The sequence below is a fragment of the uncultured Flavobacterium sp. genome (assembly GCF_951805225.1).
Classification (GTDB): domain Bacteria; phylum Bacteroidota; class Bacteroidia; order Flavobacteriales; family Flavobacteriaceae; genus Flavobacterium.
On record NZ_OX638201.1, the window covers coordinates 2,283,373 to 2,309,841 of the forward strand.

Below are 26,469 nucleotides of genomic sequence, written 5' to 3' on the forward strand. Positions count from 1 at the left end.
TATTATGAAAATACTAATAGTAGATGATCAGCAATTGGTTCTGTTGTCTTTAGAAAAATTGTTAAGTGGTTTAGGATATGAAGTTATAAGTGCAGACAATATAATGGATGCTATTACTAGATATGACAGTGAAAAACCAAATTTAGTTATTGTTGACATTAATATGTCTAATCTTTCTAATACAGAATCTATAAATGAGCATGCGTCTGGTCTGGAAGTAGTCAAGCATATTAAACAAATCAAAAAAGACAATACACCTGTAATGGTTTTATCTGGTAATACTGATGAAGAAGTCATTATAAAAGGTTTTGATTTGGGAATTGATGATTACATGAAAAAACCTTTGAGCTTAAGCGAAATTGGCGCAAGAGTAAAAAGATTAATAGGCTCTACTATCGAAAAAAGTGTTACGGAAAAACCCAATTCGAAAGAGCGATATATCCAAAACAAGTGTGTTGGAGTTGTTATTCCGTGTTATAACGAGGAAACTCGTTTGTCTAGTGATGAATTTAAGTCTTTTGTACATAAAAATTTAGGATACCATTTGTGTTTTGTAAACGATGGAAGTAAAGACAATACACTAGCTGTATTGCATGAATTAACAAAAGGAAAAGAAGAATATATTAGCGTGTATGATTGTGAAAAAAATGGTGGAAAAGCAGAAGCTGTCCGTCTGGGAATGTTACACTTGGCCAAGCAAAATCAATTTGACTACATCGGTTTTTTAGACGCCGATTTATCTACCAATTTCGATGATTTTCAAGATTTGGCAGATACAATTTATAACTCTAAATACAAATTGGTTTTTGGCTCCAGAATTTCAAGAATGGGAGCTGATATTACCAAACAATCCGCAAGAGCTATCATTAGCAAAACCATAAATTATATCATCAGAAAAATTCTTGGAATGGAAATTAACGATACACAATGTGGCGCCAAAATAATGACAAAAGAAATTATAGAAAAAACCTTTAATGAAAAATTCATAACAAAATGGGTTTTTGATGTAGAGATTTTTATGCGAATGAAAAAAATATATGGCTCTACAAAGACTCAAGAGTTAATTTTAGAAAAACCCTTAAACAGATGGATTCACATGGATGGTTCGAAATTGTCATTTAAAGATTCCATAAAAATTATTGGCCAAATTGGCCAAATCGCAATTCATTACAGGTAAAAAACTACAACCAATAAAGTATAGAGCAAGTTAAAACCATAACTTGCTTTTCGCTTTTTTATTAAATAAGTACTTTTATGACAAACGGTTAAAGATTATTTTGACTCTATTTGTTTTTTAATATCTCTGACATATAATAGGAGAATGTAAAGTATGATCATATATGTTTTAACTACCAACCAATAATAATAATAATAATAATAATAATAATAATAATACCATTCGTAAACTAAGCTTTTTTACAAATCGTTTACAAAGTTTTGCATTAACTGTAAAATACTTTCAAATTTGTCTTCAGACTCAAGTGTGCCATTTAATAAGTGATTTTCGTATTCATGAGTAATATCATAGCTTTTTTCAAGGTCAAAAATAGATATTTTATGCTTTAATTTATGAACACACTCTGCAGCCAGCTTATAATGCTGCTCTTGCATAAATTTATGATAGGAATCTATTTCAAGAGGGAGTTCTTTTTTAATAATTGCAATCATTTTTTGCTTAAATGCATCGTCTTCTCCGCAGAGTTGGTCAATATAATTTAAATTAGGCTGTTCCATAGTTTTTAGGTAAGGTAAAATAAAATGTTGTTCCAATGTTTTCTTTACTTTCAAGCCAGATTGAACCTTTATAATACTCAATAATTTTGTTAACTATAGAAAGCCCTACTCCTGAATTTTGATTGTTGCTTTCTAATTTTGTGAATATTTTAAAAATTTTGTCGTGGTATTTTTCAGCGATTCCGATGCCATTATCTTTGATGTAAAATTCAAAATCTTGCTCTTTTTCTCTACAACCAATTTCAATTTGGCCTTGAGACTTATCATTATAATGGATGCTATTTTCAATTAAATTTTGCATTAATTGTTTGAATCGCCATGTATTTCCTTTTATTTTTGGTAAATCATTGATTATCGAAATTTCAATATTTTTCGGAATATGAATATCTCTCTTTATTTCGTCAATTACCTCATTAAGATCAATTAATCTTTCTTCAGATTCTAACTTGTCTACAGTAGAATAATCTAAAATTCCTTTGATGAGCAAATCCATTTTTTCGACATTAAAAAGTACCTGATTAAGCGAGTTTAAGCAACTTTCACCCATTTCTTTATTATCCTCAATGACCCAATTAATAAGGGTGTCTATATTTCTGAGTGGTGCTTTTAAATCATGAGAAACAACATGAGCATATTCGTTAAGTTCTTTATTATGATTTTCTAAACTCTTTAGTAATTCTTCTCTTTGCTTATTCATAGTCACAATTTCTATAGATTGTTTTTTTAAGAAATCGGATTGATTAAAATCTTTTTCATTACCTAATTTTTCAGCATCCAAATTCATAGAATTCAATATTTCTGTCAAATTTGAATTTATTTCTTTTAAACTATTGGCTTCATCGCGTAGTTTTTTATTGGCTTGGAAAAGTTCGTCAGAACTAATTTTCATCGCTCGCTGCAACATGTTCATCTGATCCTCGTGATTATCATAAGATTCATTGACTGCGTGCAAAAAATGCTTTAAATCTTTTAAGTGCTCAGGGTTTATAAATTTAGCAATTTGCCTTTTTAAAAGAGTATTCATTATTCGCTGATTAGGGTTAAAGTCATGGTTTGATTATGTAATTCACAAAAAGTATTCTCGCTAAATGGAGCCATTTCGCCATACGAGTAAAACCCGGTAATTGCTACTTCATTTCCTATTATTTCTTGCACTTGCTCTATTTCCTCTTCAACCCGTTGATTCATAACTAATTTTCTTCCTACGCAACTCACTAGTAAAGCAAGTTGTGGGTGATTTATTCTATTTTGCATTGCTAACATTGCCGCTTGTGAAGCTCCCTCGGCAATAGCATCTACAGAAGCCATCATGAGCTGTACTTTGGCATTTTCAGGCACTTCTCCAGCTAAAATCATCGACTGATCTTCGTTATTGATATTTAAAATGGTACGAACTACAGCTTGTGATTTACCTTCGGGCGTAACATTTAAAGGATATAACAAAGAAGCTTGCGGCAACTCATTAGCTTTGTCTCCTAAGTATTTTTTATACAAATCTAAAGCAGGTTGTCCATCGATTTCATACAATATATTGGCTTCTGATCTGGTAATAATTCTTTCGGGACCAAATGAGCTCCATCCTCCAAAACTGGAAAACGAAATTTCTAAAGTTTCTCCATAAAACCCAATTAAAACGACTTCTCCTTCTTTTGGATTTTCTTTATAAGAAGCCAATGTCTTCTCAAATTTTGCATCGTCTCCACACATTCCTCCTGAGATAGGCACTTTATTTTGAATGCCATTCTCAAGACCCTCAATAAGTGAGCTTCCGTTTACGAAACTACCTTCTGAAAGTACAAATAAATGCTTTAAGTTTTCTTTGGGTATTTGTTGGTAAAGAGATTCCCCTAAAGCATTTGCATCTTTATTATGATTAAAAATATTATCGGTTTTAATTGCAAACGTACTTTTTTCAAATTCTATAGCACTAACAACAATAGAATCATCAAAGACATTTGCATCTAAAATTTCACCCGCTGTAGAGCCAAAAACCAGATGTTCATAAGGAAACTCCTTTCTAATAGCATCAATGACTTCTGGAAGCTCTAATTGCATCCTATTGGCAAAAACAAGTACCAGCGGATTTTTTAATTCTTCCTTATTTGTTAGGTACTGCCAATTTTCATTCTTTTTTTTATAAGCTTGAATTATTTTCATAGTTTCTATTTTGGTAATTTAATAAAGAAGGTTGTACCTTTAGTCAGTTCACTTTCTATCCAAATGTTTCCTTTGTAATTCTCGACTATTTTTTTTACTATAGACAATCCAATACCTGTTGATTTTTTATTAGATGTAAAAGACTGAAATATTTTAAAAATTTTTTCCTGATTCTCTGTAGCAATTCCAGGACCATTATCCTTAATAGCAAAAATATAATGCTTTTTTTCCTCTTCAAAACTTATTTGAATAATTCCGAGAGGCTTATCAATATAATTCACCGCATTGCTGATGATATTTAGAAACAACTGTTGCATTCTAAATCGCTCAGCTTTGATTGTCGGTAGTTCGTTTTTTACTATAACTTCAATATTCTTAGGTATATGAATAATATCAATTATTTTATTGATTTCAACATTCAAATTAATATTCTCAGTAATCATCTCAATATCATCTACTTTAGAATAAGTTAGAATTCCTTCAATCAAATGATCCATTTTCTCGACTTTGTCTTCAATCATATCAAGATATTGACTCGTTTGCGCATTAAACTCTTTTTCATTATCTTCTTTAATCCATGTAACTAAAGAATGTATGCTCTGTAGTGGTGACTTTAAATCATGCGATACAATTTGAGCATAATCATTGAGCTGCTCGTTCTGTTTTTCTAATTTTTTAAGTAATTCTTCTTTTTGCAATTCCAGGCTCTTTTGTCGAGTTATGTCTAAATGTATAACTATCGAACCAATTACTTCACCATTTACATTATAATTTGGAGCGCCGCTAATTAACCAATATCTTGTTTCTCCTTTTTTATTGATAGAAGTAACTTCATACGAATCTGACTTACCTTTAACCCGTTCTTTATTTTTAAAATTTACTAATTTTTTATCCTCAGGATGCAACAAAATTTCAGATGCATTGTTGCCTAACAAATCAATTAAAGAGAAACCACTCATATCACAAAAAGACTGATTGGCTAATTGTATTACGTCATCCATATCCACTTCCAATAAACCCATATTCATATTGGCAATAATATTTCTATATTTTTCTTTTTCTGCTTCTAGACTTTCTTTGTACTTTTTCTTGATGGTAATATCTTCAAAACTCCATAAATGACCATCATTTTTCTTGCCTTTGGCTATCGGAATAAAACTCCTTTCGTAAACGCGTCCATCGGCCAATTCAATTTCTTCAGAAAAGACGTTTTTTTTATTTCTTAAAATTTCTTCTACCCTTTCAATAAATTCATCTGGTCTTTTAAAAAAGTGTTTATTTTCTTCAGTAGCCATTTTAGAATCAAAACCTATCATCTCTTCTGGTTCTCCTTTAAAATCGAATAAATTACAAAACCTTTTATTGGCAATTAGCACCTTTCTATCCTCATCTTCTAGTAAAATGCCTGATTGAAGATTGGTTATTAATGACGTTAAACGATTCTCAGAATCTATAAGCTGTTGATTGAACTCTTTTTCTTGGCTTATATTTTCTTCGATAGCAAAATATTTAATCACCTCTCCTTGTTTGTTATGAAGCGCCTGTCCTTGTACTCTAACCCAGTATTTCTTTTTATATTTTGTATAATTTAAGATCTCACAAGTAAAAGGAAGTCCTTGTTTTATTTGATTCTTTAAATAAGCAATCGTTTTTGGATTGGTTGCTTCACCTTGTAATAAACGACCAGGACTCTTACCAATCAATTCTTCCTTGGAGTAGCCAGTCATTGTGGTAAAACTACTATTGGCCCACTCAATTTTACCTTCACTGTCGCAAATAATGACTGCACTAATATTTTTATCTGCTATCGAGGAAAGTAATAAAACTTGTTCTTCTTTTTGTTTATCTTCAGAAATATCCTCAATCATTGCAAAATATTGAATCACCTTTTTGGAGGAATCAAAAATGGGTTGTCCCACTGTTTTAGACCAAAAAGTGCCACCGTTTTTTTTAGCATGCAAAATTTCTACTTCAAAAGTATTTCCCTCGTAAAATGCATTGATCATTCTGTGAATCTCCTCTTTATTCGATAGAGCGTCCGAACCTACTTCAACAGGTGTTTTACCAATGATTTCATCGTTCTCATATCCTGTCAATTTAAGATATGCATCATTACACCAAAATATCTTTCCATCCGGATAAGTGAATACAATGCCGTTTTTATTCGTTTTTGCTACCAAGGACAACTTATTTAGCTCTTCTTGATTTCTTTTTTGTTCTGTAATATCACGTCCATAGATATTTACACAGCCCTCTTGTTGCAGACTTTTACAAACAAAAGAATAGCACTTACCATTATTCTCCGCCTCAAACATCCATCTTTCTTTTCTCTTATCAATTTGATGAATGATAAATTTTAAAAAATCCTCAATTTCATAATCAATTCCCTGAAATATAAGATTTTTTAAATCTTCGGCTGCTGGATTCATTTTTAATAGATGACCCTCAAAATCAATGCGAATTAATGGATCTGGACTTTGAGTAGTAAAAAGAGCAATATCAACAATTTTCTTATTGGCTTCTTTTAATTGATTTTCTTGCTGATGTATTGTATTCAAAGAATTTTGTAATGCTGCATCGTAGTGAGCGAAATCATAAAGAGAGATTTTTTTTTCTTCAAAATAATTCAAGGAAGTATGCGATAGGCTACCTATAAATAAATAGCCATTTTCATAGTTTTCAAATTGTCCTCGAAGCGAAATTTTATCTTTAACAGATTCTATTATAACTAATTGATTGGTAACTTTATAAAAATTGTCAACATTTAGCTCTTCGATAAATGGATTGGTAATTGTAAATGATCTCAGGAAATATCCTCTGCATTTTAAGTCCGGAAGCACTTTGATTAAACCTTCACCTCGGTCTTGAATAAGTAAGTTGTGGTCTAGTAAAACATAAAAAGGGAAAATCCTATTGAATGTTTCACTATCAAAATGAAATTGAGAATTTTCCATGTTGTTACCTCCTTAGTTTTAAAAATTTCATGAATACGGCATCTGAATACATTCTATTATTTCGAATGTTTTTGATTACGAAAAGTAGATAAGACTACTGCTAAACCCAACTCAAATTCCAGCTATTCAACTCTTTTAGAATTGTAACGTAAAGTACTACTTTTTTCTTACACTACAAATGTTTTAAATCTCAAGTGGTTTTCAATTTGTTTATGACATAAAAAACAAAAAATATTTTAAAGCTTTAATTCTTATCTCTAGTACTAGATTCAAAAAATAACGCTACTTATTTTTACTGAGAAATTAATTCATTCGTGCTCCAATAATCTAGTATTTTTTTTATCCTATCTACATAATCCTCATATTTCAAAGGCTTTAAAATGTAGCCCGCAATACCTATTTTATAACACTCCATCACGTCTCTATGATTGTTAGAAGTAGTTAAGATAATTGCTGGTATATATTTTAATACATCATCTGCTTTTAAGATAGATAAAAACTCGATACCGTTTAGTTTAGGCATATTAAGGTCTAAAATAATAACATCTGGTATTATTTCTTTCCTTTTTAATACATCAACTGCTTCTTCTCCATTATTTGCTTCAATGATGCGATGATTGAGTTCTAAACTTTTTAGTACTCTATTGAATTTCATTACTTCAATTGCATCATCTTCTATTAATAGTATATTCAACGATTTTGCCATTTTATTAATTTTAAAGTTTGATGCATACTTATTCAACTTCAAAGGTATTTATTCCTTTTAAAGCAAGAGTCTTTTTTAGTTAATTCATAATAAAGTGTAGACAACTGCAAAAAAAGTGTCGACGAATGGTATTTTATATGTAATTCATTCATAAAAAATATCCGGAAGCCAGTAAAAACGAAATCTAAAAAGGGATCCTAATACTTCAATCTAATTTTTATCGAATAGCCATTGCATCTGATTTTTAAAATTTCTTATATATAAGTAGAACGTCTGTAACTATATAATAAGTAAACTGAATATTAAAAAAAACAAAAAAAAGGACGATTTCCATTTTTAATATTAATTTATCGACACAAAATCATAATCAACTGTAATTCAGACATAAATATTGATTATTGATCGACAGCAAACTGCTATTCATCGAAAAAACAAAAAACAATTCTTATAATCGTCTTAGATTTGTGTCAGAATTAAGGAACAAAAAAAATCAAAATAAAAATTAATAAAATAATTATTTCCAAAAACAATTTAACAATGTCAGCAGTGATTGCAACTTCGATAGATAATCTATTCGATTTAGTAAACACTCAAAATTAAAACTATTTATTAACAAGAAATGAAGTTTCATTCAAATACCACTGAAAAATGAAAACAGCAATTACTTTAGCAAACACAATTCCTATTGGAATCAAATCTGAGCACTATTTAGTATTCTCCATGATTATTATAACTATTGGAAAAAACCTAGAGCCAAAGATCCCTATCGAAGCAAACACTTTGATTATAATTTTTTTAGCCATTTCATTAATCGGAATAACACTTCAAATTGTTAATAACCGTTTAAAAAAGAAAATTTTATTCGATACATTTCAAAAACGGTATTAGTTACCATAAGTTATAGTATCAAGCAAAGAATTTTTTATAAGTTATTTGAAAAATGACAAACTAAAACTAATTTTTGTTTCATTTTTGTCACTGCCATTACCCTGTTTGCGCCAATATTGTTCCACTATTGCAGTTACTTCCAGAATTACATTGCCATTTATTGTTGTACTTTGCGCTTTTAAAAATCAATTTTGAAATTGCCTACACCTTCAAAAAAGAGTTGCTAAGTACCAAAAAATATTACCGCCTTTTTTGCCCAAAAAGCTCTGAGCTTTTATCCAAATTAAAATCATTAAAAGGCGATGTAATTCTAGTGAAGTGCTATTTTCTTGCTTCACAAACAAATTTTCGATACTACTTTTATTAAAAGAAAAAGTAAAATGCTTGTTGTAGGCTGATAAAATCTTCCGTCAAAAATTAACAGTTATACTCTTTTGGTAAAACAAAACAAAAGCAAGCACCTTTTTTATTATCTTCTCTATTCTTCAAATAAATAGTACCCACTACTCGATCTACTATGGCTTTTATTGTTGACAAGCCAATACCGGCATTTTTACCATATTTTGAGTTAACTGTTTCAAACAACTCAAATACTTTTAACCAATATTTTTCTGGTATACCTGGCCCATCATCTTCATAAACAAAAGAATAATTAGTTTCATTTTCTGTTAGTGAAATCCAAACATTACATTCTTCTTTGTCGGTATGTTTCGTTGTATTTGATAAAAGATTTTGAATAATTTGAACAAAACCTATTTTTGAATGCCTTATAAAGGTATCGCAATTCCTAAAATTTATATGAGTCGGAATATGTAAAGCACCATTATTAACTATATATTGAATAGTGCTTTCGACATTAAAATCTTCAAAACAAATTTGATCGTTACTAACTTTTGTATATTCTAAGATTCCATTAATTAAGAAATCCATGTATTCATTTCGAGAATAAATTAAATCGATGCAAGCTTCTAATTCTGTGTCTTCAAGGAGTGTTTTATAATCTTCTTTTATAAAAATTAATAATGAATTTATACCTCGTATTGGTACTTTTAAATCATGAGTAAGCCGATAAGCAAATTGGTCCAACTGCACATTTTTTTTAATAATTTCATCATTCAAATCTTCTAAAAATCTATTTTTTTTACGAAGTTCAAATTGCGAAATCACTTGATTGGCCAATGCCTTTAATGATTCTTGTTGGTTCTCTGTAAGACCTTCTCTTGGTTTTGTATCAATAACACAAAGCGTCCCTAAAGAATAACCGTCTTTGGTATTTAACGGAGCGCCTGCATAAAACACTACGTTTGGGTCATTAATTGTTAACGGATTATCATGAAACCTTTCGTCTTTAGTGGCATCCGGAATAATAAATAATTCATCCGGTGTGTTTATTGCATGTGCACAAAAAGCAAAATCCCTTGGAGTTTCGGTTGCATTTAAACCATGATGCGATTTGAACCATTGTCGATTATGATCAACTAAAGTGACCAATGCGATGGGTGTACCACAAATTTGTGCTGCTATTTTGGTTAAGGCATCATACTCATCTTCAGGCAATGTATCTAGTATTTTATAAGCATCTAAGGCTTCGAAACGAAGATGCTCGTTATCTGGTATTTCAGGTTTGTGCATATAACTGAATTTTTATTTTTTTCTATTATACCAAACGTAATTATGTAAGGAAGTTCTATTTCTTTTAACGATAAAAATAACTAATTTTCCTTAATAATATACCTAATTATTTTAAAACTAGCCTACATATAAAATTCAATCTTGTTCAAAGCGAATTTGTTTGTATCAAAATGAGGCTTCATTTTGTTCTTACTATCCCGTTTACCCTAATCCTACTTTAAATATATTAGTTTTTTTCTTACAAATTATCAAAAGGTTTTCTATTTAATCGGATATATATTCCTTCAATAACTCAATTCTACATAAGCAGGCAAATGGTCGGATGGATATTTTAAGTCTTTTGAATCACTTAAAACAGCAAATTTTTCTACTTTAAAACCAGTATCTTTAGATATCAAAATATAATCCAGCAATCGTGTTACGGGTTCATTGTGCTTAAAACCGTTAAAAGTTCCAGAAGGACCAAAAGGTAGTGTTTTTGAAACTTCTCTGGTATCTTTCATTTCTTTCTTTAGAAGAAAAATGCCCTCTGATTCAGGCTCTGAATTTAAATCTCCAGTAAAAATGACCGAATAATTTTTATTATTCACTTCTTTAATTTTAGCAAGAATAAGTTTTATACCATTAATTTTTGCCTGTTCACCAACATGATCTAAATGGGTATTGAAAATCCAGAAAAGCTGCTTGGTTTTTAGATCTTTAAACAAAGCATAGGTGCAAACTCTTTTATATGCCGCATCCCAACCCAAAGAAATTTCACCGGGTGTTTCTGAAAGCCAAAATGTTTTATTTAAAAGCATTTTTAAACGATCTCTATTATAAAAAATAGTAGAGGATTCCCCTTTTCCAACACCTTCTCTTCCTATACCAACAAAACTATATTGAGCAAGGTTACTTGCAATATCATTTACCTGATTTGGTGCCGCTTCCTGAATTCCAAATACATCGGGCTGATAAAACTGAATTTGGGATGTAAAAAAATCTTTGCGGTGGCTCCAGTCATTATCCCCATCAACTGCTAGGTCTACACGAATATTGTAAGTCATTATTTTTAAATTCTGTCCATTGATTTGCATGGCCAAAAGAATCACTATCAAAAATTTTACTCTTCTCATAACTTTATTTTTATTCTGTATTGAATTGAATTATTATTTTCTATTATTTGCCAATAAAAACGCTGCTCTAATTATAAAGAGCAGCGTTAAAAAAAACAAAACTAATCAATATGGTCTTTTTGCTAATTTGCTAAAAGCCACATTGTTTTATTAATTTCATCATAACCTCCAAATTGACGGTTTAAGGCCTCCATCAACTTTTGACTGTTATAATTCAATTCTGAAGAAGGATATAAATATCTCACTGGCATACTACCAAGGCTTTTAACATTTAAGTTCGTTGTTGGGTCAATATTAAAATCCGGGTATTTATTTCTTCTATATTCAAAATAAGAAGTTTCTGCATCAACTAAAAAATTCAGCAGATACCGCTGGATCCAAACTTGCTTTAATTGAGTATCTGCATCAGCAGCAAATGCTGCCTCACCGGTAAAATAAGTATCAATATCATTTTGTGCAATAGGATTTCCATGTGCAAAAGAAGCATCTGTACTCATAACATTTTTTAAGGCAGCTTTAACTCCGTTTTCATAATAAAGCTGCGCACTTGATGTAGTAATCCAGCCTTTGATACGCGCTTCAGCCAAAATCAATTCCTGCTCAGCATATGTAAGGAGTCTTCTTGGATCACTATTTTGTTTGGTTTGGTATCTCAGGTTTATTTTAGAATATTTACCCGCTGAATAATTGGCATTCATTAGTCCATAATCTAATGAAGTTTTTACACCTGTATAAGCCATAAAACTGTTTTGAGCTAATCCTTTTGCAATTTGATCTGCTGAGGGTTCTGCAAAATAAAACAATCGTTTATCATTTAGTCTTTTAAGATTATCCACTACAATATCACTTAAAATAGTTCTTCCGGTAAACATATCATTTGTACTGTATAATGGATGAAGGTTTACTGTATTATACTCTAAGCCAAAATAATCAGAATCATCTTTAAGAAGTATATTTTCATTAACAATATTGGCAAATTTCTCTTTAATTTTTAAATCAGCATCACTCTCTTTTGCACTGAGAGTCATTAGAACTTTAAGTTCAAATGCATTGCAGGCTCTCCTCCATCTTTCGGGATTTCCTTTAAAAATGGTCGGATCACCATCAAAGACTATCCCTTGTGAAAAATCAATACGTGCTTGCTCCAATTCACTAAGAATCCCCATAAAAACCTCTTTTTGAGAGTCGTATTTTGGTTTGTAATTTCCCTGCGTCCCAAGATTTGCTTCACTGTATGGAATATCTCCCATCTTCATAGTGAGAAGATAAAAAGTATATGCTCTTATAAAATGACCTACCCCTTTATATGAGTTTTCGGCTGGGTTGCCTTTTGCAGCCAGTAACATTTTATCAATATCAGGCAAAATGGTCATTTTGTTAAAACTTGAATTTGCTATGAAGTTATATTGAGTTCCTAATTGTCCCTCATTTGCATAACCAACATATTTTGGCAAAGCATTCTCAGCAATAAATTCTTTTGAATCAGTACCTTGATATTTAGCAATACTCAGAATTATATTTGTAGCTAATAGTGAAGCACTTACCCCGGTAGGCGTATTAGGGTTGGTATTGATTTCATCAAAATTACTACAGCTGGAAAACATTAGTATACCTGTAATTGCAACGATTATTTTTTTCATATCAATAATTTTAAATTATGTTTACTTTTCAATTTAGAATTCAAGCTTAATATTACAACCTACAAAACGTTGTGAGGGATCGCTAAAATTATCAACTCCTCCATCTGGATCAGAATATTTAAAATCTTTTGCCCAAAGGAATAAATTTTGACCTATTGCTGATACGGTAGCATTTTTTGCTTTTATAAAACGATATACTGACTTAGGAACATTATAAGTAAGTGAGACTTCTCTTAATTTCAAAAAAGTAGTGCTGTAAGTATCTCCAGGAGATGGATTACCTCCCCAGGCTGTACCCTTATGAATTCTTTTTACATAATTCTCATAAGTAACAGGAACGTCATTTGAAGCATATTGTCTGGTATCACTGGTAATATTTCCATACGCATTATAAGTTACTGCACCTGAAATTACTTTTACCCCATCTCCAATATAATTGCTTGTACCTGTGGTAATATCTTTATAACGAATATCATTTACAGAGTCAGGATGGTTTCCAGACTGCCACATATACATTTCGGTTGTAGTTTGTGCCAAACCTCCTACTCGACCATCAACAGAAATATTCAAAGTAAGATTTTTATAACGAAGTGAAGATGTCAGCCCCCAAATCCAATCAGGATCACCATATCCATAAACGGATTCATAAGCAGAATAGACCGGTAATCCATTCTCATAAATAACAGCTCCATCGGCACTTTTCTGGAAATCATTTAAAACAAATGCATCAACTCTGTTTCCTACTTTCACCCAAGGCCTGTCGGCCGAAAATTCTTTGTCCAGCTTGGTGTAATAGCGAGCATATTTAGACCAGTTTGCCATTACATCCCATTGCCAGTCAGCTGTTTTTATTGGGGTAAAGTTTAGTGTAAGCTCAACTCCTCTACGGGTAATTTCCTGATCTATATTAATATAATTTGAGCTAAAACCTGAAGCACTGCTAACATTTGTTGCCGTTAAAAAGTCGTACATTCTCTTTGAATAATAGGTAAAATCAAATGACAAACGTTTTTTGAACAAACTTGCAGTTGTTCCCATTTCCCAAGTACTTGCTGATTCGGGTCTAACCTGGTTTCCACGTATAACATCAGGATAAGAAGCCGAGTTTAAACCTCCCCATGCATTGGTTGTAATATTGTAAACCGAATTAACATCATAAACTCCTGCCGGGGTTTTAGATGATGTCCAGGAATCTCGAAGTTTCCATAAGGATAACCAATCAAATTTTGGCAAAACTTCTGAGACTAAAAAACTGCCTGAAACAGATGGATAAAGATAAGAACGTGTAGATTCAGGAAGTGTCGAACTCCAGTCCTTTCGTAAAGTACCTTCAAGAAAAGCCATTGCTTTCCATGATACGGCCAGTCTTCCATAAAAACTGTTTACCTGTCTTTTGTAAAGAGAAGAGTTTACAACAGCATTAGTAACAGAAGATTTTAAAGAATAGAAACCCGGAACAGAAAGTCCTCCCTGGGTTCTGGCCTCAATACCTTCATCCTGTGTATAATAAATAGTTCCTCCAAAAAGACCCTCAATATCAAAATCATTAATTTTTTTATTTCCAGTTAAGATAAAATCAGTATTAGAGCTATAACCACTTCCTAAACCTTCATTATAAGATCCTTTTAAAGATTCTCCCCAAATCTCAGTCCCGTTAAGAATAACTGTAGAGGTACCCGCACCAACCAGAGATCCTTTTGAAATCCTAACAGTCTGCTTATTATTATAGGTATCAAAACCAGTTCTGACAGTAGCATTAAGCCAGGGAGCTATTTGATAACTTGCCGAAACAAAACCGTTAAAAACATTTCGATCTAAACTGTGTAATCTTTCAAATCTGTCAAAGTAAGGATTATTATTTGTACCGGTATAACTGTTATTTTGCGACTCATTTTTTACAAGCCAATAATCTTTATATTTTCGTATGTCGTAATCCGGAGATGACCAAACCAGAATATTATACATTGGATCATAGCCCTTATAACCATTAAATCCAATATTTGGTGAACTTTGCTTATTTATCGATATTGACGAGGATAATTTGAATTTATCTAAACTAATGTCTCCTGCTAATGAATAGGTATATTTATCATATTGAGAATTTGGATATTGTCCTTTGTTGTTAACCCAGGTTGCAGATGATCTAAGATTCCCGAATTCTCCTTGCTGTGTTACACTTAAGTTGTTATTTAAAATATAACCCTGATGCAGAAAGTTTTTAAAATTATCCTTTCCTATTGGTAAATAAGGCATCGATTTATAGGATTTACTAACCGGATCCCACTGAACAACTTCTTGCCCCTGCATTGGTACTCCCCAAGAGCCTGTTCCTTTATACATATTGGTGGTAGCGTCTATCTGTCTTCCAAAAGTTGTTTGGGTTTCAGGAATTGCCAGATAACCCGCTGTAAACATTGTACTGCTATTTAGTGATACGGTAAGGCCTTTTTTAGAGCTTCCTTTTTTGGTTGTTACAACTATAGCACCGCTGGCACCACGATAGCCATACAAAGCTGATGCAGTTGCTCCTTTGAGTACACTCAAAGATTCGATATCATCAGCAGGAATGTCCCTGAGAGTCATGTTTCCATAAGGCACTCCATCAATAACCAATAAGGCACTTTCACCTCGAATTTCAACAGTAGGGGCTTCTGCAAATTCAGTACTGTTTTTCACAAGTAAACCTGATACCTTACCAGTTAATGAGGTTGCAACATCTACTCCTTTTACCGTTTGCATGGAAGATCCCTCGACTTTTTGTACAGCATATCCAAGAGCCTTTTCTTCTCGTTTAATTCCTAAGGCAGTAATTACTAACTCGTTTAGTGCTTCAGCTTCCTCTTCAAGGGTAATATTGATTATCCTTTCTTTTTCAACTTTTTGTTTAACGGTCTTAAATCCCATATAAACAAAAACTAGTATTTCTCCTTCCTGAGCCTCAATGCTGTATTTTCCGTCTAAATCTGTTTGCGCGCCTATTGATGTTCCTTCAATGAGAATTGTAGCTCCCGGAATAGGGTTACCTAAATTATCGGTAACTGTCCCTGAGATTTTTATTTGCTTTGCGACATTTACTGCCTTTTTACCTTTAACAGGACTATTTATTTTAAAAGTAATCAAACCATCATTTATTTGATAAGCAACGTTAAATTTAACAGCAGCTTCCTTAAGTAATAATGCTATTGTTTGTGTTCCAGAGCTAACAGGAACCTGAGTTTTAAGTTTTGCAACCTCATCGGAATAAAGAAGCGAAAAATCAGTTTGACTTTCAATAGCTTTAAATAATGCTTTGAGTTCATAAACATTTTTTGAAATTGATACTGGAGTAGATTCTGTGCTTTGCGAGGTGAATGCTGAGGCAAAAGTCACTTGTGTCCATAGTGTAACCAAAAAAAAGAAAAGTATGTTCTTTTTATTATTGTTTTTATTTCTTACAAGATACATAATTTGAATATATTTGTTTTATGTTAATTATTTGCAATTAATGTGACCCGATGATTGGTGGCCGCCATGTTCGGGTTTTTTTTATGTTTTTTTGAGTAGTTTTTCAGTTTTGCATAGGCGCTAGTTTTTACAGGGTTTTAGTTTAATTTTTATAGTGTTATTCTGAGTTGTGCTATATTCCATATCATTGATAAAACGAATACTGCTTAAGATTTTTTCGATGTCATTGCCTGAGAAATTTCCACTAATAGTATTGCATTGATACAGTTTTGAATCCAATTTCAGTACTACATTGTATTTCCTTTGAAGTGTTAGCAATACCTGATCTATCGGGGCGTGATCAAAAAAGATTCTTCCTTGTTTCCATGCCAGGTAATTTGATGATTCTATAGTATTGGATCTTATAAGAGACCCCGAAATATCATCATAAGTCACCCTCTGATTTTTAGTAATAATTTCAGATTTAGAGCAGTGCTGATCTGTAACTTTTACCTTTCCCGAAACAACCGTTACCGAAGCAACACCTTTTTCATAATTGGTCACAATAAATCTGGTCCCAAGAACCTGTGTTTTTAAATGGCCTGAAGAAATGATAAAGGGATGTTTTTCTTTGTGTACAACTTCAAAATAAGCTTCTCCTTTTAAAGTAATTTCCCTGGAATCTTCTCCAAAGTGCTCCGGATAAACTATACTGCTTCCCGAATTTAAATAAACCATGGAGGAATCAGGTAATCTCACATTTTTTTGCTCGCCAAATTGGGCAGCAACAGTAATAAAATGATTCTTTTTAAAAATAGAATTAAAAGTAAACAGCAAGCATCCTAAAAGTATAACCGCCGCAACAGATGCCGAAATTCCATAATAATAGGCTTTCTTTTTTCTTTCTAAACGCTCTTCTATTTTAAGCAAAATACGATCTCCCAAAACATTATCAATATCATCCTTGGTAATACCGTTATCCTGAATTTTGTTAAAATAAGTGTTTACTATTTTTTTTTCCTTTTCAAAAGATTTCTCTTCACTGTATCTTTTAAAAAGATGCTTGTACTGTTTTTGCATATGACTATCAAATAAGGTCTTTATTATATAGTACACGAAAAGCAGGCAGCACCTATAAAATTTTTAAAGCATTACAATTTGTTAACATTCTTAACAAAAAGCTTGAAAAGAACTCTAACTAAGAACAAAAAATAAGGATGGCTAATAATTTAATGTAGTAATCATTTTCTGTCTTTAACATTTTTAAAGCCTTATTGATTTGATTTTCGACCGTACTTACCGATATGTTTTTAAGTTCAGCAATATCTTTAATACTCATATTTTCATAAAACCTAAGAGTAAAGATGTCAAGGCACTTTGGGGGTAAAATTTCATCTGCCTTTTCTCTGACTAGCTCAGCTAACTGCTCTTTTGGAAATTCAGCAAATTCCTGTTCCTCTATCAATTGTATAGATTCTTCTAACACTTGTAATTCAAAAGCTGTTAGTTTCTTATATATAAACCTTTTAGCGCATTGGTTTCGAACTGCCTGAAATAAATATGCAGTGTAACTTTGAATTTCAGTATCATTCATTCTGATCCAAAAATCAATAAATATTTCCTGAATAATATCTTCTGCTGATTCTTTATCACGCAAAATATTAAAAGCAAAAGCATATAAAGCTTTCCAGTTCTGCTGGTAAACTTTATTGAAAACAGGTTTTTTGTCTAAAAAAGTATTGTATTCTGCGTTCACTATATTAGTTTTAGTTTAATGCAAAACTATATGGCCCTTACCTAACTTTACTATTTATCAATATGATATTTTTATTAAATTTTTAATAAATCAGAAAACAGGCTTGATAACTTAAAAATGATCTTGATAAAGAGGTCAAATGTTATAATAATAAGTTCTATAGAATCTGTAAGCATAAAATATAAGCCTTTAAGTAATTTTAAAATTAAACTATTAATTTACAGAATGATGTAAACATAGTTATCCATGATCTAACCTCCTGAATCTTTCTAGGCATATGGATTTTAATCTTTGAGAATGACTTTTTTGTTATATACTTTTATGACTGCACTTTATTGTATTAAAGATGCTGGACACTCAGATTTGGATCACAAAATTGAATTAATTCCATTCGATAAGTTAGAGTCATTTTAAAAAAAATATTTATATTAAGAAATCTTAAGTTTTTAAAAAGTATAAATGAAGTACTGTTAAAGGAACTACAATTAAAACTAAGTGAAAAGACAATTAAATAATTTAAGCTCATGAATTTTTACATCAATCCCCAACGGAACATCCAAACCAAATTCATAAAGCCAATGGAAGAAAGACACTAAATATAGTAAGCTAATCACTTCAAACCTCCATAAATTTTGTTGAAATTTATCCCGTTCCTGTCACCACACTGCCAAAAGGCGCCAATTGAAGACAATTGACGCCTTTTTTATTATACTTTATAAATTTATTAGTCTAAAGAGCAGCACTATGCTATATTTTATTGCATCAGTATTAAAAGTTGCGTATTTAGTAGTTCTGAAAGGTACGTTCCAATGTTTAGATTCTTCATTTATTCTTTGCCGAAAGTACTAATAGCTTTAAGAGAATTGCAGCGTATGATATTAAAAAAAGTGATAATTTACAAAAAATACAACAATTGGCTTCGAATATGCAGTTTTCAAAAGATAAAATAGGACCTTTAGGCGGCCCTTAGCCCTGATAACAGTGAAAATCTTTTTGTGCCAGTGTTCTGCGCAAAAGATTGGAACCTAAAGCGGGAAGAAATCCAAATAATAATAATAATAATAATAATAATAAACCTAAAAAATAATATTATATACAATTGACGATGCTCACCACTCCAAAATAAATTCCGCCAACAACTCTTAACGCCTGATTAACTCAATACTCGATTACTCAAGCCCTGCAGAACGCTCCCGGCTTTTGTACAATCAAAAAGAGAAAAACTTTATTTTTTCGACAGCAAAACAAAGATCCCTAAATGTCCGAAAATAGCTATTGCGTGCATTTAAATCGGCATAAGCGCAATGTTGGATCCTAGCATAAACCACAATCACAGCCCTTATCTTTATTATTTCTTCAATATCCCGATAACTTAAAGTAAACCTAACTTTAAAATATACTGCCAGCCGAATAATTGACTGAGGATAACAATGAACTTCGGTATTCATTTTTCGCTAGGTTTAAAATTATAAAGATAAAGTTATCCTAATGCGACAGAACCATTTTTTTTCGATTTAAGACATTGTAAAATAAAAAAACAGCCCGAACGGCCGTTTTAATTTTTATGCGATATTACTATAAATCTATGATTTTCTTTAAATGTTAGATAGAATAATTAACCATCAATACATCTGGTATATTATCATAATACATTTTCTTTAGATTAAAATTTTTAGATACTTAAACTTCTTCCACTATCAATAATTTTCCCAGAACAAGCTGTGTGATCATTTAGAAAAATTTGGGCATCATTTTCAGTGCCGCTAAATCAACATTATCTTTAGAAAGTTATACTTTTAAAATTCCAGAATTAAGGCCTATTATTTTAGAATTTTTATGACAGGTTAATTTTATATTTTTCTTCTACTGGTGAAAGGCTTATTTTTTGCGTAAACTGTCCAATTTGGAACACTTTTTCAATAAACTCGATCTTTTCATCCAAGGAAGTATTTTCATTTTTTAAGTGGACTGCAAAATGGTTTGTTAATTTTTGAATAATTCTGGAACTGATTAAATCAATCTGAAGATCATCAAAATTGGTTGTTTTCTTTTTTTGAAAAGCAAATTCAGCCGATACAATATCATTTAGTTTCGCTTTCAATGCATGGATGGTTGGTGCACATTTTCGACCGTTTACCCATGTATTTAGTTCTAATTTCATATCGTCAATAATAGCTTCTGCAGCTGGAATATGCTGTTTTCTTCTTTCCAGCGTGTCATCAGTAATTTGAGATAAATAATCCAGATGTATTAAAGTTACACTGGGTACTTCTTCTACATTAGTATTTACATTACGTGGAATGGATAAGTCCAGAATCAATAAGGGTTTCTGTAAATTAAGCGATGTTTTGTCAATAGTCGGGTTTTGTGCTCCTGTAGCTACAACCAGCACATCTGCCTGCTGCAGTTCTTCTTTCAAATCGTCGTAATCTTTTACAATAACATTCAGTTTTCCAGCCAATAATTCGGCCTTATTTTTTGTTCTGTTTATAAGAGCGATATGGCTGTTTTTAGTATGTTTTACTAAGTTTTCGCAAGTATTTCTTCCTATTTTTCCTGTTCCGAATAACAAAATATTTTTATTTCCAATATCAGCTACATTTCGGATAATATACTGCACTGATGCAAAAGAAACGGATGTTGCGCCAGAAGAAATTTTAGTTTCTGTTTTAACTTTTTTGCTCGCTTGGATAACAGTATTTACCAAACGGTCCAGAAAAGTGTTTACCAAACCTTCTTGTTTACTATGATTAAAAGCGATTTTTATCTGGCTGATAATTTCAAAATCGCCCAGAATCTGACTGTCTAAGCCTGTCCCTACCCTAAACATATGATTGACAGCTTCTTCATTCTTATATATATAAGCAGCCTGCTGAAACTCTTCAACAGAACCATTGCTATTTTCGCAAAGCAATTTGATGAGTTCATAAGGATGATGGGCAAAACCATAAACTTCAGTTCTATTACAAGTAGAAGTCACAATCAATGATTCTATGCCTTCTGCTTTGGCCTGCATCAATAAATCAGATTGTGCTTGAGTATCTAAACTAAATTTTCCTCTAATTTCTGCATCTGCTTTCTTATAGCTTAGCCCTAATGCGTAAAAAGTGGTGGAACTGGACATATTAAAATTTTCCATATTTATGCTTTCCTTAAAAAGTTCAAAAAATTATTACTGACTAATTTATATATAACAACGCTAGAAGGACTTAATATATCGCTGTGGAATAAATTGATTCAAATTGGCAATTTTATATAATTTCCTGCCATTATACATTACATGAGAGTTTCAAAATATTTATATACTGATTCTATAATATTGTAAAGAATCCGGCACTGTAATAGTATTGAAATATAAAACGCTGCCTTTTTCAGGCAGCGTGTTTTGAGAAGAAAATTATTTTTGAACTATAGGAGTTCTCAATGATTCTAAAACAGCAACTATATCAGTATAAAGCTCTGTATTTGAAGCAACACCATTTGCATTGGCTGCAGCTCCAACATATCCTTCAAATTTTGTATAATCTGCACTGCTGGATTTTGTTCCCATACGAGGGTTTTTTGCAGGATCATGCGCCGCTGACATACTCAAGCCTGAATATGTATTTACAGCATTGGTACCTCCAGTGTTAAATGAAAAGAAATCAGTCAGATTATCTGATAATTTAGCAATATTGGTAGACTGGGTAGTTCCCGTTTCTGCTAATAAAGGAGCAAAATGTGCCTGCAGATTCCCTGAAGCATTCGATTGGATATCAGCAACAATCAATCCGATAGTTGAATTTACCACTTTGCGGAAACTCAAACGTCCCTGCTCAATCATCTGGCCGGAATTATCAGGATCAGAAACCATTTTAGTCCCGCCTAAGCGTTCATAAATTGATGCCTTTACAGGAGGTGCAGGGGTTTCGTCGTCATTACTGCTGCAGGAAATCATAGCTGCAGATGCAGCAAGCAATACACTAAGTGTAAGTTTTGAATAAATTTTCATAAATTTAAGGTATTAAAGGGTTAATTAAAAAAACGATTTATTTTTTGAGATAATTTATAACTCAAGCTATTTTGATTCATTGGGCAGACTTCTTTGTTTGCTAAATTTGCAGGTAGAATATAACGCTTAGCATCATAGTGTCTTTTAGACATCAACTCATTGAAAACTTTCTGTGAGTTTGTAATTTTATTATTGTGGAAATACACCACAACATTTCTTTTAACGATAATAGAGTCAGATGTCAGGCCTTTTATACTTCTTAAATCGGCACAGATTTGTCTGGCCTGCAGAGAATCGATATCTGATTGAAAATCGATTCTGCTTACCTGCAGATTTGGCGTATCATAAACGGGTGGTTTTACTGTTATAATGTGAAAAAGCAAAATGGCAATAAATAGCCCAAATATTCCGCTTAGTATAAAAAGTCCCTTTTTGATTATTTTATTAATTTTCATAATTTTTATGTTTTTAAAATTATCTACGTCTACTTAATCGCTGCGGTTTTAGAAATACTTGCAAATTGATCAATTTAGAATCGTTTTAAATACAGAAATTACCTAATAATTTAATTATAAAGGCGATACTAGAAAACTCTGGCAAGATTAAATCCAAAAAATATATCTCCTTTTCTCCAATCGCCTGTTGTTCTTCCCAGATATCCAGCTTCATCAATTGCCTGTGAACTGGTAAAATGCATCTGGAAAACATGCCCGCCGGTTTCTAAATCAAAACCGATAGACAGCGGGTTTTTATAAAGAGAATTCGGTGCCCTGTTTAAATGCGCTGCATAATCCATATTTAAAGACCAGCGTTTGGCGAATTTATATCTTCCTCCAAAACCTATAGCATATTGAGTATTGCTTTGGTCAACGTCGTCAACAAAATTCTGGTGAAAGAATGACGGCACAATTTCTAAAGACAGCTTTTCAGAAAATTTTCTGGAAATCAGCAGCTGTGCTACATAAGTAAGCCTGTCTTTAAATTCAAGTTTAGGGTACAAGCTTTCTTTTAACGTGTTATTAATAGACAAACTATTGAACCCGGCTATAGTGACGGGAAAACCATCTTTTATTTGAGGTAATAGCATATACTTTGTTGCAAAGTCATATGCAAATTCACTTCTGGCCGCACTTACATTAAGTCCATTTGTCAAACCGTAAATAAATTTAATTTGTGTATTGGCATTATCCAGTCCGTAGAAACCTTCAAAACCATCTTTAATGGATCCGAATCGGTGTGCAACAACAAAATACAAATCACCTTTTGCGGCCAATTTTGTAGACTCAAGATTAACGATTTTTAAGGCTTTGAATGCAGATGTCACTTTTTCTTTTGTAGAAGGAGTTTCTACTCCAGAGAGCAAATCGTTTTGGGAGAAGCTTAACAGCGGAAATAAAAAAAATAATAGAATAAAGTTTTTCATGAGGTTAGTTTTAAATTGTTATTTGTATTAGTGTACAACTGAAGATTGGTCTATTTTAAATTCCTGGAGCAATTCGTCATATCCTAAAAAACGCCCTTTAATCTTGAGAGTTTTCCCGGATGTAATATTTTGAGGCAAACGGTTTTTGAATGTCACAAATATTTTTTCGCTCATAACAATTCCATTACCAGCTTTATCAATACTTGTTACTGGTGCAGATAATTCAATTGTTTTGTCCTGATATTTGATGTAAGCCAGACTATCGTTTGAAGCAAACTCTCTTTCCAGTTCGTTAACGGTTACAACATAATCGGCAGTTTCTGATTCTATATCCCTATGCCCTTTGTAGATGTAGAAGAAAGACAAAATTCCGATTATTATAAAAAGGGAAATTGTAGTTAGTATTTTTTTTCTCATAACTGTTTTTTAGTATTTGGATTATCTACGTTAAAAAATACCTATTGGATTTAAACCATTAAATATGCCTTTTGTTAAATCTGTATTATTCTTTTCAACGTATATGATTTTGAAATGCCTGATGATTCTTAAAATCATGCCTTTATTTATAACTAAAAACCAATCTTATGAATCTAAAAACACTTTTCGTTATCTCATCATTAGCTTCAATCTTTGTAAGCTGCGCCAACGATGATCCAAGCACCTTAATGGACCCCACACCCATTAATGGTCTGGCAACGTACAGCCAAAATGTAAAATCTATTATTGATAATAACTGTGTTGTATGCCATGCAGCAGTTCCTAAAAATGGAGCGCCTATGTCCTTAGTTACTTATGATCAGGTGAAAAATGCAGTTTTAAATCGAGGATTGCTTACACGAATTTCTTTAGAAAATGGAGATAGTTCCTTAATGCCACAGGGCGGACCAAGATTACCTCAAACCACTATAGATATTATAAATAAATGGAATCAGGATGGATTATTAGAAAAATAATCTAGAACAAGATCATGAGGAAAATCATAATAATGCCAATGCTATTGGCTTCTTTTATTGTTTTTTCGCAAGAAAAAACAGTAACTAAATCTGCAGCAATAACCCTTGAAGCTTCAGTACCTTCTTTTCAACCGGTTGCAGGAACTAACAGCAATGTAACTTTTGTTTTAAATCCCGCAACAGGAGAAGTGGCAAGCCTTGCTTTAATGAAAGGATTCCAATTTGAAATGGCTTTGATGGAAGAACATTTTAATGAAAATTACATGGAAACCGATAAGTATCCAAAAGCCGTTTTTAGAGGCCAAATTGAGGGGTTCGACATTAAAAGTCTAACAGAAGATTATAAAGATTATATTATAAAAGGGAAGTTAGAACTTCACGGTAAATCTAAAGATATAAAAGCCGCTGCAAAAATTACCAAGACGGGGTCGCGAATCACCATCATTTCTGATTTCGCCGTAAATGCCAGTGATTTTAGCATCCCTATCCCATCGCTTATTAAGTATAAACTGGACGATAGGGTAAAAGTTCAAATTATTGCGGTTTTAAAATAAGTGCTAAACCAGATAAATCTTATCCACTAAAAACAATGTAAAGCCAAAAAACTATGAAAAAAAACATACTCATTGCAATGCTATATGTCTGCGCTATTGGCCTCTCACAAGAAAAAATGATCAGTAAATCAGGAAAAATTACTTTTGAAGCATCCGTTGCTTCTTTTGAAGAAGTCAAGGCCACAAATACTAATGTTACTTTTGTCCTGAATCCTGCAACGGGCGAAATTGCAAGTTTAGCCTTAATGAAAGGATTTCGATTTAAAGTCGCTTTGATGGAAGAACATTTCAATGAAAATTATATTGAAAGTGACCGCTATCCAAAAGCAGTCTTTAAAGGAAAAATAGAAGGATTTGATCTTCAGAGCCTAACGGTAAATCCTAAAGATTTTATCATTAAGGGTAAATTGGAACTTCACGGAAAATCTAAGGATGTAAGCACCACAGCAAGGATAAGCAAATCAATATCAGGAGTTAGTATTTTATCTGATTTTAGTGTAAATGCCAGTGATTTTAATATTGCAATACCAAGCCTTGTTAAAAGCAAAGTTTCTAATAAAATAAACATTCAAGTTGCAGCAGTATTAGGAGCAAACAGACAATAACTACCAAAAAAACTTAAAAAGTCAATTATTCATTATATCAAAAAAAATGGAGGAAGAAACAAAAATTGAAGACGACTTTACCCTTATACGCTTTCAGAATGACAGTTCAGAGCCTTTTTTTGCCAACCGTGAGCTGGGAAGTGATATGATTCAGTTTCATTTCGGACTGAAAGGCAATAGCAAATTTTTGTTCAGTCAGGGTAGTTATACTTTAGAATTGAAAGAGGAAAAATCCCTGCTTTTGTATAATCCTAAAAAGCAGACATCACTTCATTTAGAACTTGCTCCAAATTCATGGGTGATTTCTATTATCGTCTCGATTAAGAAATTTCACGCGCTGTTTTCTACTCAAGCAGATTATATTACTTTATTAAGTGCTGATAATAACAACCAAAAGTATTCTACTGAAGCAAATATCAATCCCCCGATGGCAATTGTTTTAAGCCAGCTGTTTCATTATAACTTTCATCCTTCTATAAAAAACCTTTATTACAAAGGAAAAGGATATGAACTGCTGAGTTTGTATTTTAACAGGTCTGAGAATCCAAGTGCACAACATTGTCCGTTTTTAATTGATCAGGACAATGTTTTGAAAATCAGAAAAGCCAAAGAAATTATTATTGCAAATATGAATGAACCCCCTGGTTTACAGGAATTGGCAGATGAAATTGGCCTTAATATGAAAAAACTAAAAATAGGTTTCAAACAAATATACGGTGATACTGTCTATGGTTTTCTGTTTGATTACAAAATGGATTGCGCCAGAAAACTGCTTGACAGCGGCTGCTACAATGTAAATGAAGTGGGCTTAAAAATAGGTTACAGCACCGGAAGCCACTTCATTGCGGGATTCAAGAAAAAATTTGCCACAACTCCAAAAAAATATCTGATGTCGATTAATACCAATTTTAAAACAGTATCGATTTTGTAAATTGCAG

22 protein-coding genes are annotated in these 26,469 nt (G+C 32.0%); 6 read left to right on the forward strand and 16 right to left on the reverse strand.

Going from position 1 to position 26,469, the window contains the following annotated elements; translation table 11 throughout:
• Nucleotides 1-4 precede the first annotated feature (4 nt).
• Entirely contained in the window at nt 5-1,177 is a 1,173-nt protein-coding gene (locus WN975_RS09340; RefSeq protein WP_337966302.1) for a response regulator, read from the forward strand.
• Nucleotides 1,178-1,416: 239 nt separating this feature from the next.
• Here the strand turns inward: WN975_RS09340 and WN975_RS09345 are convergent, their stop codons facing one another.
• The 5 genes from WN975_RS09345 to WN975_RS09365 form a co-directional block, all read right to left on the reverse strand.
• A complete protein-coding gene (locus WN975_RS09345; protein ID WP_089479752.1) occupies nt 1,417-1,734 on the reverse strand; it encodes a histidine kinase in 318 nt (105 codons plus the stop codon).
• A complete protein-coding gene (locus WN975_RS09350; RefSeq protein ID WP_089479751.1) occupies nt 1,721-2,758 on the reverse strand; it encodes an ATP-binding protein in 1,038 nt (345 codons plus the stop codon). Before WN975_RS09350 ends, WN975_RS09345 begins: the two co-directional genes overlap by 14 nt.
• Entirely contained in the window at nt 2,758-3,891 is a 1,134-nt protein-coding gene (locus WN975_RS09355) for an FIST N-terminal domain-containing protein (protein WP_089479750.1), read from the reverse strand. Before WN975_RS09355 ends, WN975_RS09350 begins: the two co-directional genes overlap by 1 nt.
• Before the next feature lie 5 nt (nt 3,892-3,896).
• Nucleotides 3,897-6,845, reverse strand: coding sequence for a PAS domain S-box protein (locus WN975_RS09360; protein WP_337966303.1), 2,949 nt, complete (start codon nt 6,843-6,845; stop codon nt 3,897-3,899).
• A 292-nt stretch (nt 6,846-7,137) separates the two neighbouring features.
• Entirely contained in the window at nt 7,138-7,551 is a 414-nt protein-coding gene (locus WN975_RS09365) for a response regulator (protein WP_078228836.1), read from the reverse strand.
• Nucleotides 7,552-8,199: 648 nt separating this feature from the next.
• Here WN975_RS09365 and WN975_RS09370 point away from each other — a divergent pair.
• Nucleotides 8,200-8,439, forward strand: coding sequence for a hypothetical protein (locus WN975_RS09370; RefSeq protein WP_337966304.1), 240 nt, complete (start codon nt 8,200-8,202; stop codon nt 8,437-8,439).
• 417 nt (nt 8,440-8,856) lie between these two features.
• Here the strand turns inward: WN975_RS09370 and WN975_RS09375 are convergent, their stop codons facing one another.
• The 11 genes from WN975_RS09375 to WN975_RS09425 form a co-directional block, all read right to left on the reverse strand.
• Nucleotides 8,857-10,071, reverse strand: coding sequence for an ATP-binding protein (locus tag WN975_RS09375; protein WP_337966305.1), 1,215 nt, complete (start codon nt 10,069-10,071; stop codon nt 8,857-8,859).
• 284 nt (nt 10,072-10,355) lie between these two features.
• Nucleotides 10,356-11,186 carry an endonuclease/exonuclease/phosphatase family protein gene (locus WN975_RS09380; protein ID WP_337966306.1) on the reverse strand — a complete coding sequence of 277 codons (831 nt, stop codon included), beginning with the start codon at nt 11,184-11,186 and terminating at the stop codon, nt 10,356-10,358.
• Between the two features lie 122 nt (nt 11,187-11,308).
• A complete protein-coding gene (locus WN975_RS09385) occupies nt 11,309-12,826 on the reverse strand; it encodes a SusD/RagB family nutrient-binding outer membrane lipoprotein (RefSeq protein ID WP_337966307.1) in 1,518 nt (505 codons plus the stop codon).
• A gap of 33 nt (nt 12,827-12,859) precedes the next feature.
• Entirely contained in the window at nt 12,860-16,270 is a 3,411-nt protein-coding gene (locus WN975_RS09390) for a SusC/RagA family TonB-linked outer membrane protein (protein ID WP_337966308.1), read from the reverse strand.
• A gap of 120 nt (nt 16,271-16,390) precedes the next feature.
• Nucleotides 16,391-17,329 (reverse strand): FecR domain-containing protein, encoded by a 939-nt coding sequence (locus WN975_RS09395; protein WP_337966309.1) that lies wholly within the window; start codon nt 17,327-17,329, stop codon nt 16,391-16,393.
• 118 nt (nt 17,330-17,447) lie between these two features.
• On the reverse strand, nt 17,448-18,005 hold the full coding sequence (locus WN975_RS09400; RefSeq protein ID WP_337966310.1) for a sigma-70 family RNA polymerase sigma factor: 558 nt from the start codon (nt 18,003-18,005) through the stop codon (nt 17,448-17,450).
• A gap of 1,834 nt (nt 18,006-19,839) precedes the next feature.
• Nucleotides 19,840-21,144: a glutamyl-tRNA reductase gene (gene hemA / locus WN975_RS09405; protein WP_337966311.1), complete on the reverse strand. Its 1,305-nt coding sequence runs from the start codon at nt 21,142-21,144 to the stop codon at nt 19,840-19,842.
• A gap of 258 nt (nt 21,145-21,402) precedes the next feature.
• Nucleotides 21,403-21,996: a hypothetical protein gene (locus tag WN975_RS09410; RefSeq protein ID WP_035625449.1), complete on the reverse strand. Its 594-nt coding sequence runs from the start codon at nt 21,994-21,996 to the stop codon at nt 21,403-21,405.
• A gap of 20 nt (nt 21,997-22,016) precedes the next feature.
• Nucleotides 22,017-22,451 (reverse strand): hypothetical protein, encoded by a 435-nt coding sequence (locus tag WN975_RS09415; protein WP_035625451.1) that lies wholly within the window; start codon nt 22,449-22,451, stop codon nt 22,017-22,019.
• 128 nt (nt 22,452-22,579) lie between these two features.
• The gene (locus tag WN975_RS09420; RefSeq protein ID WP_337966312.1) at nt 22,580-23,419 is read right to left on the reverse strand and encodes a DUF5777 family beta-barrel protein; all 840 of its coding nucleotides are present in this window, start codon (nt 23,417-23,419) and stop codon (nt 22,580-22,582) included.
• Nucleotides 23,420-23,446: 27 nt separating this feature from the next.
• Complete coding sequence (locus WN975_RS09425; protein WP_035625455.1) at nt 23,447-23,836, reverse strand: hypothetical protein; 390 nt, start codon at nt 23,834-23,836, stop codon at nt 23,447-23,449.
• Nucleotides 23,837-24,084: 248 nt separating this feature from the next.
• Here WN975_RS09425 and WN975_RS09430 point away from each other — a divergent pair, with 248 nt between their 5' ends.
• From WN975_RS09430 to WN975_RS09445, 4 genes are read left to right on the forward strand one after another with little or no spacing between them, the layout of a single operon-like run.
• A complete protein-coding gene (locus WN975_RS09430; RefSeq protein ID WP_202704137.1) occupies nt 24,085-24,372 on the forward strand; it encodes a hypothetical protein in 288 nt (95 codons plus the stop codon).
• A gap of 14 nt (nt 24,373-24,386) precedes the next feature.
• On the forward strand, nt 24,387-24,926 hold the full coding sequence (locus WN975_RS09435; protein WP_337966313.1) for a YceI family protein: 540 nt from the start codon (nt 24,387-24,389) through the stop codon (nt 24,924-24,926).
• Nucleotides 24,927-24,979: 53 nt separating this feature from the next.
• Nucleotides 24,980-25,531, forward strand: a complete 552-nt coding sequence (locus WN975_RS09440) for a YceI family protein (RefSeq protein ID WP_173972893.1) — start codon at nt 24,980-24,982, stop codon at nt 25,529-25,531.
• 46 nt (nt 25,532-25,577) lie between these two features.
• On the forward strand, nt 25,578-26,462 hold the full coding sequence (locus WN975_RS09445; RefSeq protein ID WP_337966314.1) for an AraC family transcriptional regulator: 885 nt from the start codon (nt 25,578-25,580) through the stop codon (nt 26,460-26,462).
• Nucleotides 26,463-26,469 lie beyond the last annotated feature (7 nt).

Bases quoted from the DNA above. Each gene is read 5' to 3' on its own strand.
- WN975_RS09340 (WP_337966302.1), top strand. From the start codon at position 5: ATGAAAATACTAATAGTAGATGATCAGCAATTGGTTCTGTTGTCTTTA.
- WN975_RS09345 (WP_089479752.1), bottom strand. From the start codon at position 1,734: ATGGAACAGCCTAATTTAAATTATATTGACCAACTCTGCGGAGAAGAC.
- WN975_RS09350 (WP_089479751.1), bottom strand. From the start codon at position 2,758: ATGAATACTCTTTTAAAAAGGCAAATTGCTAAATTTATAAACCCTGAG.
- WN975_RS09355 (WP_089479750.1), bottom strand. From the start codon at position 3,891: ATGAAAATAATTCAAGCTTATAAAAAAAAGAATGAAAATTGGCAGTAC.
- WN975_RS09360 (WP_337966303.1), bottom strand. From the start codon at position 6,845: ATGGAAAATTCTCAATTTCATTTTGATAGTGAAACATTCAATAGGATT.
- WN975_RS09365 (WP_078228836.1), bottom strand. From the start codon at position 7,551: ATGGCAAAATCGTTGAATATACTATTAATAGAAGATGATGCAATTGAA.
- WN975_RS09370 (WP_337966304.1), top strand. From the start codon at position 8,200: ATGAAAACAGCAATTACTTTAGCAAACACAATTCCTATTGGAATCAAA.
- WN975_RS09375 (WP_337966305.1), bottom strand. From the start codon at position 10,071: ATGCACAAACCTGAAATACCAGATAACGAGCATCTTCGTTTCGAAGCC.
- WN975_RS09380 (WP_337966306.1), bottom strand. From the start codon at position 11,186: ATGAGAAGAGTAAAATTTTTGATAGTGATTCTTTTGGCCATGCAAATC.
- WN975_RS09385 (WP_337966307.1), bottom strand. From the start codon at position 12,826: ATGAAAAAAATAATCGTTGCAATTACAGGTATACTAATGTTTTCCAGC.
- WN975_RS09390 (WP_337966308.1), bottom strand. From the start codon at position 16,270: ATGTATCTTGTAAGAAATAAAAACAATAATAAAAAGAACATACTTTTC.
- WN975_RS09395 (WP_337966309.1), bottom strand. From the start codon at position 17,329: ATGCAAAAACAGTACAAGCATCTTTTTAAAAGATACAGTGAAGAGAAA.
- hemA (WP_337966311.1), bottom strand. From the start codon at position 21,144: ATGGAAAATTTTAATATGTCCAGTTCCACCACTTTTTACGCATTAGGG.
- WN975_RS09410 (WP_035625449.1), bottom strand. From the start codon at position 21,996: ATGAAAATTTATTCAAAACTTACACTTAGTGTATTGCTTGCTGCATCT.
- WN975_RS09415 (WP_035625451.1), bottom strand. From the start codon at position 22,451: ATGAAAATTAATAAAATAATCAAAAAGGGACTTTTTATACTAAGCGGA.
- WN975_RS09420 (WP_337966312.1), bottom strand. From the start codon at position 23,419: ATGAAAAACTTTATTCTATTATTTTTTTTATTTCCGCTGTTAAGCTTC.
- WN975_RS09425 (WP_035625455.1), bottom strand. From the start codon at position 23,836: ATGAGAAAAAAAATACTAACTACAATTTCCCTTTTTATAATAATCGGA.
- WN975_RS09430 (WP_202704137.1), top strand. From the start codon at position 24,085: ATGGACCCCACACCCATTAATGGTCTGGCAACGTACAGCCAAAATGTA.
- WN975_RS09435 (WP_337966313.1), top strand. From the start codon at position 24,387: ATGAGGAAAATCATAATAATGCCAATGCTATTGGCTTCTTTTATTGTT.
- WN975_RS09440 (WP_173972893.1), top strand. From the start codon at position 24,980: ATGAAAAAAAACATACTCATTGCAATGCTATATGTCTGCGCTATTGGC.
- WN975_RS09445 (WP_337966314.1), top strand. From the start codon at position 25,578: ATGGAGGAAGAAACAAAAATTGAAGACGACTTTACCCTTATACGCTTT.